Source organism: Aurantiacibacter sp. KMU-128 (assembly GCF_056933515.1).
Map to the genome: position 1 here is coordinate 2,818,740 of NZ_JBXORT010000001.1, position 18,301 is coordinate 2,837,040.

The 18,301-nt window shown below is 63.5% G+C and carries 10 protein-coding genes; 8 read left to right on the forward strand and 2 right to left on the reverse strand.

Annotation, left to right across the window (positions count from 1 at the left end; translation table 11 throughout):
* Window positions 1-8: 8 nt before the first annotated feature.
* Together ACS0VV_RS13790 and rpe are read right to left on the reverse strand one after the other, a co-directional pair.
* Window positions 9-1,862, reverse strand: a complete 1,854-nt coding sequence (locus ACS0VV_RS13790; RefSeq protein ID WP_483533265.1) for a heparinase II/III family protein — start codon at window positions 1,860-1,862, stop codon at window positions 9-11.
* A complete protein-coding gene (rpe, locus tag ACS0VV_RS13795) occupies window positions 1,859-2,524 on the reverse strand; it encodes a ribulose-phosphate 3-epimerase (RefSeq protein WP_483533266.1) in 666 nt (221 codons plus the stop codon). The genes ACS0VV_RS13790 and rpe overlap by 4 nt, the downstream gene beginning before the upstream one ends.
* Before the next feature lie 194 nt (window positions 2,525-2,718).
* Here rpe and ACS0VV_RS13800 point away from each other — a divergent pair, with 194 nt between their 5' ends.
* The 8 genes from ACS0VV_RS13800 to ACS0VV_RS13835 all read left to right on the forward strand — a co-directional run bounded on the left by ACS0VV_RS13800 (window position 2,719) and on the right by ACS0VV_RS13835 (window position 18,156).
* Window positions 2,719-4,122 (forward strand): methyl-accepting chemotaxis protein, encoded by a 1,404-nt coding sequence (locus tag ACS0VV_RS13800; protein ID WP_483533267.1) that lies wholly within the window; start codon window positions 2,719-2,721, stop codon window positions 4,120-4,122.
* Between the two features lie 73 nt (window positions 4,123-4,195).
* On the forward strand, window positions 4,196-5,410 hold the full coding sequence (locus tag ACS0VV_RS13805) for a M20 metallopeptidase family protein (protein WP_483533268.1): 1,215 nt from the start codon (window positions 4,196-4,198) through the stop codon (window positions 5,408-5,410).
* Window positions 5,411-5,580: 170 nt separating this feature from the next.
* The gene (locus tag ACS0VV_RS13810; RefSeq protein ID WP_483533269.1) at window positions 5,581-6,843 is read left to right on the forward strand and encodes an outer membrane beta-barrel protein; all 1,263 of its coding nucleotides are present in this window, start codon (window positions 5,581-5,583) and stop codon (window positions 6,841-6,843) included.
* A 29-nt stretch (window positions 6,844-6,872) separates the two neighbouring features.
* Complete coding sequence (locus ACS0VV_RS13815; RefSeq protein WP_483533270.1) at window positions 6,873-12,503, forward strand: hypothetical protein; 5,631 nt, start codon at window positions 6,873-6,875, stop codon at window positions 12,501-12,503.
* A gap of 76 nt (window positions 12,504-12,579) precedes the next feature.
* Window positions 12,580-13,296 (forward strand): response regulator transcription factor, encoded by a 717-nt coding sequence (locus tag ACS0VV_RS13820; RefSeq protein ID WP_483533271.1) that lies wholly within the window; start codon window positions 12,580-12,582, stop codon window positions 13,294-13,296.
* Between the two features lie 7 nt (window positions 13,297-13,303).
* Window positions 13,304-14,641: a sensor histidine kinase gene (locus ACS0VV_RS13825; RefSeq protein ID WP_483533272.1), complete on the forward strand. Its 1,338-nt coding sequence runs from the start codon at window positions 13,304-13,306 to the stop codon at window positions 14,639-14,641.
* A complete protein-coding gene (locus ACS0VV_RS13830; RefSeq protein ID WP_483533273.1) occupies window positions 14,638-15,228 on the forward strand; it encodes a hypothetical protein in 591 nt (196 codons plus the stop codon). Before ACS0VV_RS13825 ends, ACS0VV_RS13830 begins: the two co-directional genes overlap by 4 nt.
* A gap of 39 nt (window positions 15,229-15,267) precedes the next feature.
* Complete coding sequence (locus ACS0VV_RS13835; RefSeq protein WP_483533274.1) at window positions 15,268-18,156, forward strand: CHAT domain-containing protein; 2,889 nt, start codon at window positions 15,268-15,270, stop codon at window positions 18,154-18,156.
* The last annotated feature ends 145 nt before the right edge of the window (window positions 18,157-18,301 follow it).

Sequence of the window (18,301 nt, forward strand, 5' to 3'; positions counted from 1 at the left end):
GCGAGGATTTATCCCATACGTTTGAGCAGCCAGGCGAAATTGCCCCCGCCGCGCGAGGCCATGCCCTGAATCACCAACTGCTCTACCGGATGCGGGCGGCCATTGCCATCGACCCACAGGCTTTCTTCGATCTGCAGATCGGGTTCACCGCTGACGAATTGCCACAGGCTGCCATCGGGGAGCAGCAGGCTCGCGCCTTTGCCGCCTTCGCCGAGCGTGGCCTCCACATGCCGACCAAGGTGGAAACGGATGGCAAAGGGCACTTTGCCGCGCTTGCCCTTGCGGCCCGAAGGGAGCAGCAAATCCTCTCCGCGTAATTCGCTGCCGTCCTCGCGCAGGATGAGGATCCGCTTGTGCAGCAGGCCGAAGCGCTGGGCATAGCCATTATGGCTCGCCTCCAATCGCCGCGCGCTGCCAGTCTTCAATTGCACGGTGCGCGTGTCGATCTCGACTTCGCCCACGCCACTTCCCAGCTTGCCATCGAGCAGCACGGCGGTGGAATTGGCATCGCCCAGCACCAGTGTCGAATGCGCCGCAGTGGCACGCAGGCCCTGTTCGATACGGATCGGCGTTTGCCCGCCCGCCAGCGCCGCGCCGCCGCAATTGACGATAATACGGTGCTCGCCATGACTGAATTCGAACGCCAGCGTGGAGGCGCAGCCCATCCGCGCGTGGCGGCCGAGCGGCGGCGGCGAGGCATCGAATTGCAGCACGGCATTGCCCGCCGCCACCCGCTGATAACCCCATCCGCGCGGCTCACGCAAAGGACGGGTGCGCACACCGCTCGCCTCGATCAGCGCCGCCAGTTGCGAGGCCGGGATAGCGGCGGAACCCTGCCAGCTACCCAGCCCGCCATCGCCATGCGTCAGCGCGAGCAGCGGCGGCACCATCAGCGCCAGCACCTTGCCGATCGCGTCGGGCACCTCGCAATCGCGCGCCTTGTAGCAGGCGGCAAGGTCGATCAGCAGCTTCATCGCCTGCATTTGCGCCATCGGACTGCGCGACAGCACGCCGCCATCATCGCCCACCAGTTCGCCCAGGGCTCGCGTCAGTCCCGCCTCGCCAAACAGCAGTCGCGGTTTGCCCTCGGGCAGCAGCAATCCGGCGGCGGTGATTGCGCACCACGCGGCAAGCTCGCCCATCCGGTCTTGCGCGCGGCTGGCATTGCGGTCGAGCCAACGGGCATTGGTCTCGATTGCTTCGAGGATGCGGGCACGCTGGCCCTTGTCCTGCCCCGACAGGATCAGCGGCGCGTGCACCAGCCAGTTCATCAGCCGCAAGCCGGCGAGTTCGACTTTCCACGCAGGGCCTTTGCCCGGCTCCAAATTGGCCTCGAGCCAGCGGGCCAGCACCCGCTCGGCCACGCCGGTGCATTGCTGGCGCGGGGCGCAGGCTTCTAGATCGCGCAACCAGGTGAAGCCGTGGATCACCCGCTCGAAAGGCGGCGTCAGCTTGGCGGTCGCCCCGAAATCGACCTGCGCAATCGGCGCCTTGACACCATAGACATAGAAGTGCCCCGCCCGCAGCGCCATGCCCGCAGCCCGCTCGCCAGCCAGCGGGCTGGAAACTGTGGCCAGCAAGCGCGGTCGCGCGGGCTTGCGGAAAGGCGAGGTGAGCGTGCTGCCCGAAATGCCCAGGCGATAGGCAAGGCGCACCAGCCGCTCTCCGGCGGTAACGCTTGGCGGATCGAAATCGGTGAGCACCAGCGCGCGGTCAGCCGCAATCGTCTCGTGCACATCACCGGTGGCGGCGCGGTCTTCCGCCAGCGTTTCATCGCCGCGATCCAATAGCGGGATCGCGCTGCCCTCGCCTGCTTCCTCGCCGCTCCGGCGGCGCGTCAGGCCGAGAGCTTCGGCATTCATGCCGCGTCTCCGCGCAAGGCCGCGATGTTGGCGGCGTAGTGGGCAGGGCCGCCCTTGAACGTAGCAGAGCCTGCCACCAGTACATCAGCCCCCGCATCGACACAAAGCCGCGCGGTTTCGGGATTGACCCCGCCATCCACCTCGATCTGCACATCCAGCCCGCGCTTATCGATCAGGCTGCGCACCGCCTCGATCTTCTTCAGCTGCGAGTGGATGAAGCTCTGTCCGCCAAAGCCCGGATTGACGCTCATGATGAGTACGAGGTCGATATCCTCGATCAGATAGTCGAGCATCTTGGCCGGTGTTGCGGGATTGAGCGATATGCCCGGCTTCTTGCCTAGCGCGCGGATCGCCTGCACCGTCCGGTGCGCGTGCGGCCCCGCCTCGGGGTGGACAGTGATGATATCCGCACCCGCATCGGCGAAGGCTTCCAGCCAATTATCGACCGGCGACACCATCAGATGCACGTCAAATGGCTTGTCGCTATGCGGGCGCAACGCCTTCACGACATCCGGCCCGATGGTGAGATTGGGCACGTAATGCCCATCCATCACATCGACATGGATCCAGTCACACCCCGCCGCGTCGATCGCACGCACCTCTTCCCCCAGCCGCGCAAAATCGGCCGAAAGGATTGAAGGAGAGATCAGCGGACGGGTCATAGCCTCTCTGCCTTACGTAAAGACACGCGAATCCCGCCTCAAGCATCACAAGGGGCGAAACCGTGCAATCTTCGGGGAAAACTCCCTTAATCGGGCAGGATGAACACAACTCGGGCGAAAATTTACAGTTTGCTAACTATGAATGCCTACGTCCGTCCCATGCCGCAACATGCGGGGTGAGGGACGTAAAACCGATGAAGCACCAAGTTATTGAGTCTGCCGATCCGGGCCTGATCGATGCCGTCGCCCGCTCTTGCGGCGACGTCACGATCGGCTGCGTTGATGTCGGCGGGCTGATCGAGGAAGTCATCGCCACCGCTGATGAAATGAAGCTGCGGCAGAACGCGCTCGAAGAGGTGATGCAGCGGCTTTCGGCCGATCAGGAAAACGTCAAGCAATCGGCAGACGAATCCCGCGCGCTTTCGCAGCGTGCGCGCACCGAATTGCGCGCCAGCACGCAGGTTGTGCGTGAAAGCATGCGCGAATTTGCCGAGCTGACCGATCTGGTGGTCGCGCTCGCCCAGCATATCACCGGCTTTGCCGGCGCGATGCAGCAGGTGCGCAATGTGACGCAAACCATCGATGCTATCGCTGACACCACCAATATGCTGGCCCTCAACGCTACGATCGAAGCGCACCGTGCCGGCGAGGCGGGCGCTACCTTTGCCGTCGTTGCCGCCGAAGTGAAGAAGCTGGCGCAAGATACCCGCGTAGCCACCGACGAGATTACCGGCACGATCACCTCGCTCGACAAGGAAGCCGAGGCTCTGGTCGAAAAGATCAACAGGGGCGTCCGCCAAAGCGAGAAAGCACAGTCTGATCTGGCCACAATCGATTCAACAGTTCAGCATATCTCGCAACTGGTGGATGAAGTCGACCGGCAGAATGGCGACATTGCCGACAGCACCGATCTGATCCATTCCCGCGTGCAGGATGCCAAGGGCGAACTGGAGCACTTTACAGCGAGCGCCGCCGCCAATTCGGTCAAGCTGGAAGACATGAAGACGCGGGTGCACAGCCTGGAATGGACATCGATGACGATGTTCGACCAGCTGGTGCGCAGCGGTTTTGCCAGCGAAGACCGCCGTTTTGTCGATATCGCCATGGCCGGGCGCGACCGCATTGTTGCGCTGGTGGAAGCGGCGTTGGCCGACGGCACGCTTGCCGAGAGCGATGTTTTCGACCGCGAATACCGCCCGATCCCCGGTTCCGATCCGGTGCGCTATGACAATCGCTTCACCGCCTTCGCCGACGCACATATCCAACCCATTCTGGACGAGCACAAGGCGCGGCATTCCGAAATCATTTCCAGCGTCGCTTCCAATATGGACGGCTATCTGCCCACCCACCTCAGCGAACGCTCGCGCAAACCCACCGGCGACCGCGAGCATGACGACAAGTTCTGCCGCAACCGCCGCCAGTTCCTCGACGAAGTGACCCAGCGCGCAATCGACCTGAAGGACGAGCCATTCACCGCGAGCTGCTACCGCTATATGCGCGCCGGTGACACCAAGCCGAGCGCGGCCAAAAACATTTTCGTGCCGATCCGTATCAACGGCAAATATTGGGGCAATTTCGAGATTCTGTATCTCAACTAGGCTTCAAGCTGCATTGCCAGCGGGCAGTGCTTGGCAGTAGACCCGTCCCGAACTGACTTCGGGAGAGAACACCATGCTGACCGCCGACCTGCTCGATGCCGCTGCCGGAGAGGAAGGCGCGATTGTCGCGCTGCGCCGCGCCATCCATGCCGAACCCGAGTTGGGGCTGGACACGCCCAAAACGCTGGCCAAGGTCAAGGCGGCGCTCGCCGATTTGCCGCTCGAATGGCACGAGGGGCCGTCCTGCACCGGCGCTGTGGCAGTGCTGAAAGGCGCCGAAGCAGGACAGAGCGTGCTCTTGCGCGGCGATATGGACGCGCTGCCGATGGACGAGCACACCGGGCTCGATTTCGCCTCGACCATTCCCGGCCGGATGCACGCCTGCGGCCACGATGCGCACACCGCGATGCTCGCAGGGGCGGCGCGCATCCTGGCGGGACGGGCGGGGAACCTCAAAGGCGAAGTGCGCTTCATGTTCCAGCCGGGCGAAGAAGGCTTTCACGGCGCGCGGCATATGCTGGAGGACGGGTTGCTTGGCGGCAGCGCCGACTACCCGCTACCCGACGCCGCCTTTGCGCTCCATGTCTGGCCCAATGCACCGCATGGCCGCGTGGAAGGGCGCGCGGGGCCGATGCTCGCCTCGGCTGATATGCTGGAGATTACCGTGAAGGGCAAAGGCGGCCATGCCTCTATGCCCTATGACGCCATCGATCCGGTGCCTGTCACTGCCGAAATCGTGCTCGCGCTGCAGAGCATGGTCACCCGCCGTTTTGCCGCCAATGAGGCAAGCGTCATCACCATCGGCAAGATCGCCGCGGGCACCAGCAACAATATCATTCCCGACAGCGCCTATCTGCTCGGCACGATGCGCAATCTCTCACCTGAGCGCCGTGCGGCGATACAGGTCGAAGTGCGCCGCGTGGCCGAGAATATCGCCGCCGCACATCATTGTACCGCCGAAATCACCATCACGCCGGGCTTCCCCCCGACGATCAACGATGCCCGTGCCGTCGCCTTGGGCCGCGCGGTGGCCGAAGGGCTAGGCGGCGAAGAGCCGTGGGCCGAGCGCCCTGCGCCAACCATGGGGGCAGAAGACTTCTCCTACGTGCTGGAAAAAGTGCCCGGAGCGATGTTCTTCCTCGGCGTGGCGGCACAAGGCAGCGACTGGCAGGGCTGCTGCGGCCTGCATTCGAGCCGCATGATTGTCGATGAAAGCGTGATGCCCAAAGGCGCGGCATTCCTCGCCGGATGTGCAGAGCAATTCCTGCGAGAGGGGTGGGCGGGCTAAACTCGCCCATCCCTGACAATTTCCCAATCCTGACAGCATTTGTCATCGGCCTGTCGCTGCTTGTCAGCGGACATCGCTCAGTAGTGCCAGCATAACTCCCCCATCCTTTTCCAGCGATCGGGGGCGACGCAATGTTTCCAGCTTTCACATCAGCGCAATGGCGGGGCGCGTTGGCGCGCGCGGCCACACTGGCAGCGACCGCAGCATTGTTCTGCGCCACCTCCGCAAAGGCGCAAGAAGGCGACGATTACGCGGCGCTCGCAGCGCAGGAGACGCAGCGCGCCGGTGATCCGGCGTTCGACTATGCGCTCGCCATCGCCGCGCTCGATGCAGGACTGTATGGCGAGGCGATCATCGCGCTGCAGCGTGTGCTCGCCGTTCAGCCAAACAATGCACCGGCCCGCGCAGAACTGGCCCGCGCCTATGCACTGGCTGGCGATATCGACACCGCGCGGCAGGAATTTGCGACGGTGGTGGATGACCCCACCCTGCCCGACCCGGTGCGCCAGCGTTTCACCGGCTTCGTCCGCCAGTTCGATCGCCAGATCGCCGGTGGCGGTTCGGACATTTCAGGCTTTGTCGATGTGCGCAGCGGGCATGACAGCAATATCAACGCCGCGACCGAGCTCGACACGATCGTCATCCCGCTGTTCAGCTTTCTCGGCCCCGGCCAGCTGGGCCCGGGCGCGGTGGCTCAGGATGACGAGTTTTTCGACCTGCAAGGCGGCGTGTCGGGTGTTACAGCGATTTCGCGGCAGGACCGGCTGTTTGCGAGCGTCCTTGGCAACTGGCGCGCCAATTTCAATTCCAGCGCGTTCGATCAGGCGGCACTGACCGGCACCGCAGGCTATGCCCACAGCTTTGCAAGTCAGGATGTCGTGTCGATTTCGGTGCAGGCGCAGCAATTCTGGCTCGGCAGCGATCCGTTCCGCACCAGCTTCGGCGTGATCGGGCAATATACCCGCAATCTCGACCGTGGCCGCGCGCTCACTGTCTCGGCACAATGGAACCGCTTCGATTTCGACAGCGATCCGCTGCGTGATGCCGACCGATACGCCGTGGGTGTCGGCTATGTTACGCAGAACATCGCCGCAAATATCTCCGGCGGCAAGGAAGAGGCGCGCCGCGACGCGGGCGATGCCCAGTCGAACAGCTTCGTCTCTGCCAGCATCGGCGGCGAGTTTCCGGTGACCGAGCGCATAGCTTTGGTTGGCGGCGCAGCGCTCGATCTGCGCCGGTATGACGCCGCTGATCCGCTGTTCCTGACCGAGCGCGAGGACGAACGGCTCGATCTGACCGGCGGCGCGAAGTTCGCGCTGACCGAGCGGCTCTTCATCACGCCGCGCGCCACCTACACCCGCAATTGGAGCAACATCGCTCTGTTCGATTACGACCGCTGGACTGTCTCTGCCGGTCTGCGCTTCGAATTCTGATCCTGCCGCATAAGAGGGGGTATTCTGCCATGATCCGTTCCACCACGCTTCGCCTGTCCACCACGCTGATGGTGTCCGCTTCCGCCCTGTCGCTGGCGGCACCCGCCATGGCGCAGGAAATACTGTTTGCCAGCAATAACGATGCCGAAGTGCGCGCCGGACAGCGGCAGACGCAGACGCAGGGGCTGACGCAGATCCGCCTGCCGAACGGAGCGACGGTCTCGATCCTCGACCGCGCGGATTACCGCATCAATGCCGATGGCACGGTCGATCTGTATGGCGGCAGCATCACCGTGGCAGGCGGCAATGGCATGGTGATCGTGCGGATGCCCGAAGGCGTGACCGGCGAAGTGGAAGGCGAAGGATCATCGGCCAGCTTCAGCGTTGCCGAGAATGGTGAGGGACGTGGGCATATCCTCACCGGCTCTGCGCGCCTTGGACGGGGGGACACAATGCGCCGCTTCACGGCAGGGGAAATGTTCGCATTTGCCCCTGGCGAGCGCGTGCGGCAGGTCGTGTCCAACGGCGCGCAGGCCACGCCGGATGGCGATGCTGACGAACCGCAAGTCGCCGATCTGGGCGATGGCGGCCCCGTTGCCGCCGCGCAGAACGGCCTGCCGGTGACGCTGGGCGATGCTCTGGCGGCGGCGGGCGCTTCCAGCGATATCGTAGAGGCCGCGCGGCGCGTGGATGCAGGCTTTGCCAATCCTTCCGCCGATAGGTTTCCAAGCGGCGATCTCGGCCTGCTGATTGCGGGCGCGGCGGGGCTGGAGAGCGCATACGGCGGCACGCCCTTTACCGGCGCGCAGGCGGATATCATCCGCACCTATCTGACTTTCCTCGCCAATGGCGGCGCGGGTTCGCAGTTCCTTGCGTCCTATGCCGGGTTTCTGGGCGATTATCTCGACCTGATCCGCTCGGGCGCGGCGCCTTCGGGTTTCGACCCGGTTAGCCTTGCCGAGATCAACAGCTTCATCACCTTCAGCGGGCGGACAAGCGGCTTTGGCGGGCTGGCAGCATCCGACCGCGTGCTGGCAGAGGCCTATCTCGCTTTCCTGCTGGGCGGCGGCAATCCCGACCTTTTCGCAGGCACGTTTACCGATTTGACGACCGCCTACTTCGCCTTTGTGCGCGCTGGCGGCAACCCGTCCGATTTTACCGGCGGCAGCCAGGCGACGCTCGACGATTACATCGCTTTCCTTGCAGACAGCGGGCTGGTCCAGCAACTGAGCGCGGAGAACCGGGCGCTGGTCGCGGCCTATCTCGCCAATGGCGGCCTGGCCTTTACCGGCCAGTATCAGGCGGCTTTCAGTGCCTATTCCGATTATCTCGCCAGCGGCGGCTTGCCGAGCGCCTATGGCGCGCTCGATCAGGCGACCCTGCGCGCCTATCTCGAAACGCTGGCCGAAACCGGCCTGCTGGCGGCGATCACCGGCGCGCGGGCGAACTTTTACGCCGATTACCTCGCCTTCCTGCGCGCAGGCGGCGATGTCGACGGCTTTGCGGGACTGCCCGTCAATATCTTCACCGGGTACGCGGGCGAGCTCGACGCTTATTTTGCCTTCCTTGCCGCCGGCAATTTGCCGAGCGACTATAGCGGCGGTGACATTGCGCAGTTGCAGTCCTTCGTCAGCCAGTTGCAGGCGGCGGGCGCGTTGGAAGCGTTTCTGGGCAATCAGGCGAGCTTCTTCGCTGCCTTCAATGCTTTCCTTGCGGGTGGCGGTGATTTCGACGCCTTCGGCCAGCTCAATGCCAACATTTTCGCCGGATATGCAGTTTCGCTCGATGCCTATTTCGCCTTCCTCAATGGCGGCGGACTGCCTTCGGCCTATACCGAAGAGCAGTTGGATGTGCTCAACGCCTATCTTGCGCAGCTGGCAGCGGCGGGCGCGCTCGAACGTTTCCTTGGCGGGCAGGCGGACTTCTTCGCCGACTATCTCGCCTTCCTGCAAGGCGGCGGGCAGATTGACAGCTTCGCGCTGCTCAATGCCAACATCTTTGCCAGCTATGCGAGCGCATTGTCCGCCTATTACGAATATCTCGCCAATGGCGGCGTGCCAAGCGCCTATGGTGTGCTGTCGCAGGAGGTCATCGCCGACTACCTCGCCGCGCTTGCCGGGGTTGGTGCGACCGACACCTTCCTTGCCGATCTGGCGGATTTCTACAGCGACTATTTCGCCTTCATCCTTGGCGGCGGCAATCCGGACAATTTTGCCGGACTCCCCGTCCCGCCCGACTTCCCCGCCTTTGCGAGCGCGTTGAACGCTTACGCGCTGTTCCTGAGCGGTGGCGGCCTGCCGAGCGATTACACGGCAGAAGAGTTGGCGGTGCTGCAGCAATATCTCGATGTTATCGTCAATTCGGGCCAGCTTACCGGCCTGCTGGGCGGCAATGCCGATCTGCTGACCGCCTACTTCGCCTTTATCGCCAATGGCGGCGCTCTGGACGGCTTTACCGGCCTGCCGGTCTATGCCGACTATGTGAGCGCGCTGAACGCCTATTACGCCTTCCTGGCAGGCGGCGGCTTGCCGGGTGACTACACCGCGCTGACGCAGGCGCAGATCGAGGCCTATCTCGCCGCGCTCAACAGCGCAGGCGGATTTGGCGCCTATGGCGACCTGAACACATTCTTCTCCGCTTATTTCGCGTTCATCAGCGGCGGCGGCGACCCGTCCGATTACGCGGCATTGCCGGTGTATAACGATTACCTTGCGGCGATCACGGAGTTCTACAACTTCCTTGCCGCAGGCAATCTCCCGTCGGACTACACCGCGCTGACCGAAGCGCAGATCGAGGCCTATCTTGATGCGCTGGCGCGGCTCGGCTTGCTGGCGAGCGAATATGACGGCGCCGTGCTCGCCTTCTTCCAGAACTATCTGGCATTCCTCGCCGGAGGCGGGTTCGGCGACAACTTCACCGGCGGTTTCCCGACCACGCCAATTGGCGGCGGCCTCATCTATGTGGGCGGATACACCAATCAGGGGACAGGCTATTTCATTCGTGGGGCCGCTTCGTTCACGAATGTCAATGGGCCGCAAATTGCCGCGATCAATGAACGGATCGTCGGGCCGAGCCCGTATCGCGCTGTACTTTCGTCCACTGGCGCGCTGGAGCGACTGGTAAGCCCTGCTCCCGGTGGCGGAACCTATGACATTTTCCGCCGTGGTTCGGCACAGACTTTCGATGTGTTCGGCGACGCCAACATCCTGATCGGACGGTGGTCGGACGGAAATTACTTCCAGCGCGGCAGTTCGGCAGCGCAGGAGTTGTCCTATGATTTGGGGCCCAACCAAGGCTTCCATTACCTGCTGGCCAATGGCCATCTTGGCCCGGCAGCCTATCCCAGCGGCAAGGTCTTCTTTGACCTGCTCGCCGCAACGCAGCCGACACTTCTTGACGGTTCGCTCGCGCCCGGCGTGTTCGAGACAGAAATGGCGCTTACCTTTGGCGCGTCCCCGCTCATTGCCTATGAAGGCACGATCACTTTTGCGGGTCAAAACGGCTTCGTATACAGCTTTGCCACACCCGGCGGGGTAGACGGTGCGGGTGCCCCGATCTTCATCTCCAGCCCGAGCGGAACGCGCGGCGGCGGCTATTTCAATCACAACGTAACGGGTTCGAGCAATGACGGGCGAACCGGCCTGTTCGAATTCGATGCGCAAATTGTCGATGCGGCGGCGTCCCGGTTCGGCATCACCTACACCGCCGGCCTCGCCGATAGTTTCGGACTCAACTTTGACCTGATACAAGGCGCGGCGATTTTCGGTCAGGCGAGCGGCCAAGGTGGCGGTGGCAATGGCGGCGGTGGAACTGGCGGCGGCACGGGCGGTGGCGGCGTTATCGGCAATTTTGATACCGCTGGCTCAAATACCTTCACCGCACAGTCCTACATTCTGCCGGTCGCCGGACTGCAGCTGCGGGTGCAACAATTGGCACCGTATTTTGGCGGGACCAATCAGGGTGTTACCCCGAACCGCGCCGTCCTTGATACCAATGGCGGGCTTGAACGGGTCGAATCGCGCACAACCACGGGCGTTGTTGGGCCAGTCATCGAACGGCGCACCGCGCAAAATCTCGAAATTGCCGGAGACGAGTATCTGGTGATCGGGCGCTGGTCAGACGGTTCGATCCTTTCGAATGTCGCCGCTGGAAATACGGTCGGCCCCAATCAGGCACTGCATTACATGCTGGCGCGCGGCCTTGATGCGCCGGTGGCAGTTGCGCCGGGACTGATCCGCTACACGCTTGTCCATGCGACCAGCCCGACACTGGGAAGCGGGCGCGCGGCGCCCGGCACCTTCAACGCGAATCTGGCAATCCAGTACGGAGCCGCGCCGTTGCTCGGCATCGACGGAACGATTGTCTTCGAAGGTGCCAATGGTTTCACCTACACCTTTGCCACAAATGGCGGAGCCGACGCTCCAAGCAAAGCGATCGCTTTTGCCGATCCCGACATTCGCGGTCGCGGAGGACATTTCAGCTTCACCACCGATACCGGCAGTGCGGATAATGGCCTTGTCGGCAATCTGGTCGGTTTCGGATCACTGGGCCGGGCAGATGGTTCCGATATCGGCCTCGCATATACCGTCGATCTGACAGCCCCCGGCGTCGTGATCGGTGAAACAATTGCCGGTGCGGCGATCTTCCGCAGTGCCAATGGCGGAACGGGCGGAGGCACCGGCAACGGCTTCACCGGAACCCGCAACAACATTGTCTACTACACCTACACTGGGGGCTCGCTCGCGAGCGGATTTGGCGGGTCGGCGGATCTCGTCGATGGCGAATTGCGTGAATTCAATTCCTTTCTGGGAGAAGTCAGCATCGGCACTGCACGGGTCGTCGAAGCGGGTGACAGGGAGGCGCTGGCATGGGGCCGATGGGTCGATGGCACCGTTACTTACAATGGCGCACTGGGGTCTACCGCGACAGCGATCGGCACAAATGGCGGCTATCATGTCATGGCAGGCACGCCGACCGCGACATTGCCGACATCGGGTACGGTCACTTACGATCTTATCGGCACAACCTCGGTAACCGATAATCGCGGCTCGACTCCGGGCACGGTAACGGGAGCGCTGGCCATCCAGTTTGGCAGCCTCAGCTATGCAGGGTACAATTTTGATATCGATGTCGGCGACATGGGTTGGTCGATTGCCACACCTGGTGGCGGCGCATCCAACCCCGGCGCAGGCGCGCAGCTTTCGCTCAGTTCGGGCGGCTGGATCTTCGGCGGACTGTTCGGCGGTGCCCAGCAGAACGTGACGGGGCGCGGCAATGCCTGTCAGGCAACCTGCTCGGTCAGGGTCAGCGGCGCGATGTTCGGGGAGAACGGAGCTTATGCCGGGGTCGCGCTCAATGTGAATGATATAAGCGTTGACCACGGCACCGTGACCGCTTCAGCCCTCGCCATTTTCGGTGCCCGGAGCAGCTACACCTACAACCCTTATGCAGTGGTCCAGCCGAGCAGTGCGCCGATAGCCATGGCACCCGCTTCTGCCGGAAACTGGGAGCGGTGGAGCGTCCCCGCCTCGGGGCAAGCCGTCGCTCCGGCCTTCATCGGCAATGGTGGCGGCAGCATTACACCTGCCGGTTACGCACCGACCGCACGCGATGCCGAACGGATGCTGGGCGGCATGATCACCTTCCCCGAGGCACGCTAACCATGGGCAAGCGTGGCGGGGCGATGCGACAGGCTTGCTCCGCCCTGCCGATCTTGGCACACAGAAGGCATCGGCAATGGATAAAGAGGCAGCGATGGCAGAGGCACAGAAGCCGTTGAAACTGCTCTATATTGAAGACGACCAGCGTGCCGCGACCGAGCTTCTGGCGATGGCGGCAGAACGCGGCGACCAGCTTGTCTGGGAAAGCGAAGGGGCTTCGGGCCTGCGAAGGGCGGGCATGGAACCGTTCGACGTGATCATTCTGGACCGGATGCTCGGCGATACGGATGGCATTTCGCTGCTCCGCCGCCTGCGCGACAGCGGCGTTGGCACACCCGTGCTGATGCTGTCCGCATTGGGCCGGTCGACCGACCGGGCCGAGGGGCTTGATGCGGGCGCCGACGATTATCTCGCCAAGCCCTATGAAGCGCAGGAGCTGTTTGCCCGCGTCAAGGCCTTGCACCGGCGCGCTTCGGGGCGCGAGCACAGCGCGGTGCTGCTCTACGGCGCCTTCGAATGCCATGTGAAATCGCGCACTGCCTTCCGCCAGAACAAGCACCTTGCGCTCAGCCCGCGCGAGTTTGAACTGTTCCGCTATTTCGTCGAGAATGCGGGCGAAACTGTCACTCGCGAAATGCTGCTGCGCGATGTGTGGAACATGGATTTCGATCCGCAAACCAATGTGGTCGATGTCAATATCGGCAGGCTACGGCGCAAGCTGGAAGACGGCTTTGCCACCCCCGCGCTCGAAACGATTTACGGCACAGGCTATCGTCTGTTGACCGGGAAATAGCGCACCGATGGCGCGCCGCTCCATCTTTGCCCGCATCGTTTGGGCTGCCACCGGCCTGACGCTGGTGCTGCTGGCGGGATTATGGCTGCTCACCGATTGGACCGTTCGCCAGTCGGTCCGCGACGCGGCGCAGGACCAGGTCGACGTCGATCTGGCGGGGCTGGTCGATATCTACGCCAGCGGCGGGCAGCGCGAGCTGGAATTGCGGATCAAGGACAGGCTGGCCTTTGCCCCGGTGGATGCCAATACGCCGCATTACATTCTGGCGAGCGATGATGGCACGCGGCTTGTCGGAGACATTCTGGCATGGCCCGCGCTCGACGCAGCCGTTTCGGAAGCCGGATACATCACCATCGGCCAGAACACCGCCGTCTTTGCAAGGGCGACCCGGCTGGGGCCGGACTTGCAGCTGGTGGTGGCACGCGAAGCCGATGGCGGGGAAGCCATCCGGCGGCAAATCCTGCTCGCTTTCCTTGCTGGCGGCGCAGTAATCCTGATTTGCGTCGGGACTGCCGGCAAACTGGCCGCCGCGCGGCTCGGCCAGCGCATCGGCGATATCAACCGGGCACTTTACCGGCAGGAAGCGGGCGAGGTGCTTGCCCTGCTTGATCGGGAAAAGGGCGACGAGATTGACGATCTCGCGGGCAATGCGGCTAACGCGCTCTCCCGCCTGTCGCGGCTGATGGCGGCCTATCGCGATACCTCGGACCAGATCGCCCACGAAATCCGCACGCCGCTGATGCATCTTGACCGGCGGCTGGTCCGCGCGCTGGAGGCGAAGCCGGGCGAGCCGGCAAGTGCGCGGCTGATCGAGGCGCGCGAGGAAATCCGCAAGCTGGTCGGCACGCTTGAATCATTGCTCGATATCGCTGCGAGCAAGGCGCGGCAGGGTGACCGGCACGGGCTGGAGGCGGTCGATCTCAGCGCGCTGGCGAACCAGATTTGCGAGCTTTATGCTGATAGTGCGGAGGAATCGGGGCACCGTTTCCGCTGGACGATTGAACCCGGGGTGACGGTCGAAGGGGCCCCGATGCAGCTTAGCCGGATGGTGACCAACCTGCTGGATAATGCCTTCAAATATGTGCCTGCGGGCGGTGACGTGACGCTGACGCTGCAAGCAGGGCCGGTGCTGGTTGTTGCCGATAGCGGGCCTGGTATCCCGCTGGCGGAGCGCGAACAGGTCTTCGACCGCTTCTTCCGCGGCAAGCGGGCAAAGGCACAGGACTCGGGCAGCGGATTGGGGCTGGCATTGGCGCGCGCGATTGCCGAGCGGCATGGCTTTACGCTCTCGCTTGACGATACGGAAAAGGGTGCCAGTTTCCGCGTTTCGGAGGGAACGTCATGAACCGACTTGGTGCCCCGCTGACGGCGTGTTTTGCCCTTGCGTGGCTGGCCGGATGCCAAAGCGCGGGCTTGCGCAGCGATGCGCTTGCCGAACTTCCCGCGCTGGCGGCAGATGCCAGCACGGCCGAGCAGGCGCTTGACGCCCTCGCGCGTGCCGAGCAGGCGGCGCGTATCAATGACCGCATGGAGCTGGGGCGCCAGCTTGCTCGGCTCGAGGCATTGGGTGTTCGCTTCGAAAGCGAGGAAGTTGCGCAGGACGTCGCCCGCTGGCGCAGCCAAGCAGATTTGCCTCCGCCGATGCGCGGGCCGGTCGGCGGCCCTGCCGTGCGGCGCGGCTCGATCGCTCCGGGTCGCAGCGCCGAATTCGGTCTGGCCTTTCTCGCGGGCGAACGTGCCTCGATTGCCATCCAGGCCCGCAGTGGCCCTTCGGTCAATATCAGCATCATCGATGGACAGGACACCACAGTATGCGCGCGGCAAACCCGTCGCGGTTCCTGCGTTTGGACACCGGTCTTCACCCAGCGGCACACAATACGTCTTTCCAACGATGGCACGCGAACCGCGCAATATCATCTTGCTATTGAGTGAGCCTATGGCAACCTAGCGGCGTTGTAATCGGGGGTTTTCATGCGATTTGCGGATTTTCTGGCGGCGAGCGCACTGGGTCTGGCGCTGCCGGTTTCGGCCATGGCGCAGGAGGGACAGCAGCCGCGACCGGACATCGTATTGACCAGCGAGCAAGCCGATCGTCTCGCCGCGATGCGCGAAAGTGCCGACGCGATCGACAAGTTCTCCGATCCACGCGCCTATCGCGCCGCTTACGAAGAGATCGTCGACTACGCGCTCACCATTTACCCGCCCGATCACCCCGAAATCGCCATACTCGAGGGCGAGATCGATTTTGCCTACTTCATGCTGGGAGAGCTGGTTGCTCTGCCCGACCGGTTGATTGCTCAGCGCGATATCTACGCCGCCGCAGGGCCTGCCTATCGCGAGAAGTATATCGAGACGGTCAACAATCTGGGCGTCCTGTACGAAGCTCTGGGCGACACTGAAGGCGCGATTGCTTTCCAGCGGGAGGCGGTGCGATTGTGGCGAGAGGACGCGCGCCCCGAAGGCTCGGCGTTGCTGGCACAGGGCCTCAACAATCTCGCATGGGCCGAAAGGGGCCGCGGAAATCTCGATACGGCTTTCACCATCAGTGCCGAAGCGCTTGCCATGGCGGACGCCCTGCTCGCGCTCTATCCCGAGGATGAACAGATTGCCGACGTCTACGCGGTCGGTGTGAACAACCGTGTCATCTACTTCATCATCAATGGCAATCTGGATGCAGGCAACCGCTTGCTGCGCGAAGGGATTGTCCGAGCGTCGGATTTGCTTGGGGCAAACCACCCGCGCGTCGCCACAATGATGCTCAACGCATCGAACCTGCTGCTTCGAACCGGGCAAAATGCTGCATCCGAGGAAATGGCGCGCGCAGCCCTCGCAATCCGCGAGACCGCTTATGGTCCGGAATCCGCTAGCGCTGCGGAGGCCCGCCTAAATCTGATTGCCGCGCTCACCGCACAAAGCCGCCACGCCGACGCCTTACCGCTGGCGCAATATACCGCTGCCCGCCTCGCCGAAAGTCAGGGTGAGGCGGCGCCGCAAACGCTCGAGGCGCGCGCCAAGCTCGCCAACATCTACCAGACCATTGGTCGCGAAGCCGAGGGGTTTGCCGAATCCGAACGCTTGCTTGCCGGCTATCGCGTGGCCCGGCCTGAGGGGCATCCGGACATTACGTGGGAGCTCAATCGTCTCGCCGTCGGCTATGCGCGTGCTGGGCGCTGGCCCGAGGCGCTCCCCCATCTGGAAGAACTCGAAACTGTCTGGCGCGACACGCCAAACCAGTTTCGCAACGAATTTGCCCAGATGCTGGCGCTGCGGGCATTGGTGGCTGTGCGCACTGGTGATTCAGACGCAGCCCGTGCCTATCTCGACGCGGCCGAGCCTTTGCTGGTCGAGGCATGGCAGGAGCAGGTCGCCAATGAGGGTGCGGGCGGAGGCATCGACATCGCCCTCGATTGGGGGCTTGGCTGGGCAGCAATCACCGCACGCGAAACCGGCGATACCGACCGCAGCTTCGATCTGGCGCAGTATATCGGCATCGGCCCATCAGAACGCGGCCTGCTGCGCGCGCGTCAACGCGAGGCGACCGCAGATCCGGAAGTCGCCGCACGCCTGCGGGAACAGCAAGATCTGATCGAACGGAGGGAATTGTTGCTCGCCGATTTCCAGTCTGCGGTCACGGGCGGGGATGCAGCGGTGGCCGCAGATCTGCAGCAACAGATCGAGGCGCTTCAGACCGAGCTGGCAAACGCAAACGGTGGCAGTGGCTTGCCCTTACTCGTCCCCGAAGGCGCGGCCGAATTGCAACAGCGGCTCGCCCCTGATGCGGCCTTGCTGTTCATCGTCGAAAGCGATGTCGAAACACAGCTGTTCGTCCTGACACGTGAAGGATTGGTGGCAGATGCTGCGCTGGAGAGCACTCTGGCGATCCGGCAACACGTGGCGCGATTGCGCGACAATATCGCTATGGGGAGCGCTGCGGAATATGACGCGGCAACGGCATCGCGTCTGTTTGCAACGCTGTTTACGCCGCGCATTTCCGAGGAGCTTGAAGGGCGAAGCGAGATCGGGGTCATCGCCCGCGGTGAGTTGGCGAAGCTCCCGCTTTCTGTACTAATCGATCAGGACGGGCGTTTCCTGATCGAAAGCTACGCCTTCGCCTATCCGCTATCGTTTGATGCGGCGGGTACTGCGCAACCGGGCGCGGCGCCCGCTTTTGCAACCTTCCTCGGCGTCGGTTCGCCGGACTTGCCTGGCGCTACACAAGCCGAGCGGTCTTTTCCCGGCGAGGCCGATAACGATACGATTGCCGCGCTCGGCAGGCTCGATTTCGCCGAGGGCGAACTGCGCGCCCTGGGCGATGCGGTGGGCGCGGCGGAAAGTCGGATTCTGGTGGGCGCGGATGCGACCGAAGCGGCACTGCGAAGCGGCGACATCGGGCGAGCGGATTTTCTGACGTTTGCGACGCACGGCTTGATGGCGGGCGAGCTTACCGGTGTTACCGAAGCGTCGCTCGTCCTTTCCCCGCCGCTTGCCGGAGAAACAGGCGGAAGCGCCAATGACGGCCTGCTCACCGCGTCAGAGATCGCCGCGCTCGATCTTTCCGCCAGATGGGTCGTGCTCTCCGCCTGCAATTCGGCGAGCGGCGATGGCGCGAATGACGAGGCATTCGGGGGACTGGCGCAGGCGTTCCTGTTCGCCGGAGCCGACGCCTTGCTGGTGAGCCATTGGCGCGTACGCGATGATGCAGCGGCCTTCCTAACCGTCGCAACCGCGCGCGAAGCGGTTGCCGGAACGTCCCCCGCGCAGGCATTGCGCGAAGCGCAGCTCGCCATGATGCAATCGCAAGAAATTCCCGACGCGTCCCATCCCGCAATCTGGGCGCCTTTTGTGTTCGTCGGGAATTGACCCCGCTGCAAGCGGCGATGCAGCGGCCAGTGGCAGCCTAAAGCACTGCCTCCGAAACCGTCCAAGAAACTGGCGCACCCGACAGGATTCGAACCTGTGACCTCTGCCTTCGGAGGGCAGGGAAAAGGCGTAACCAGCGACAACC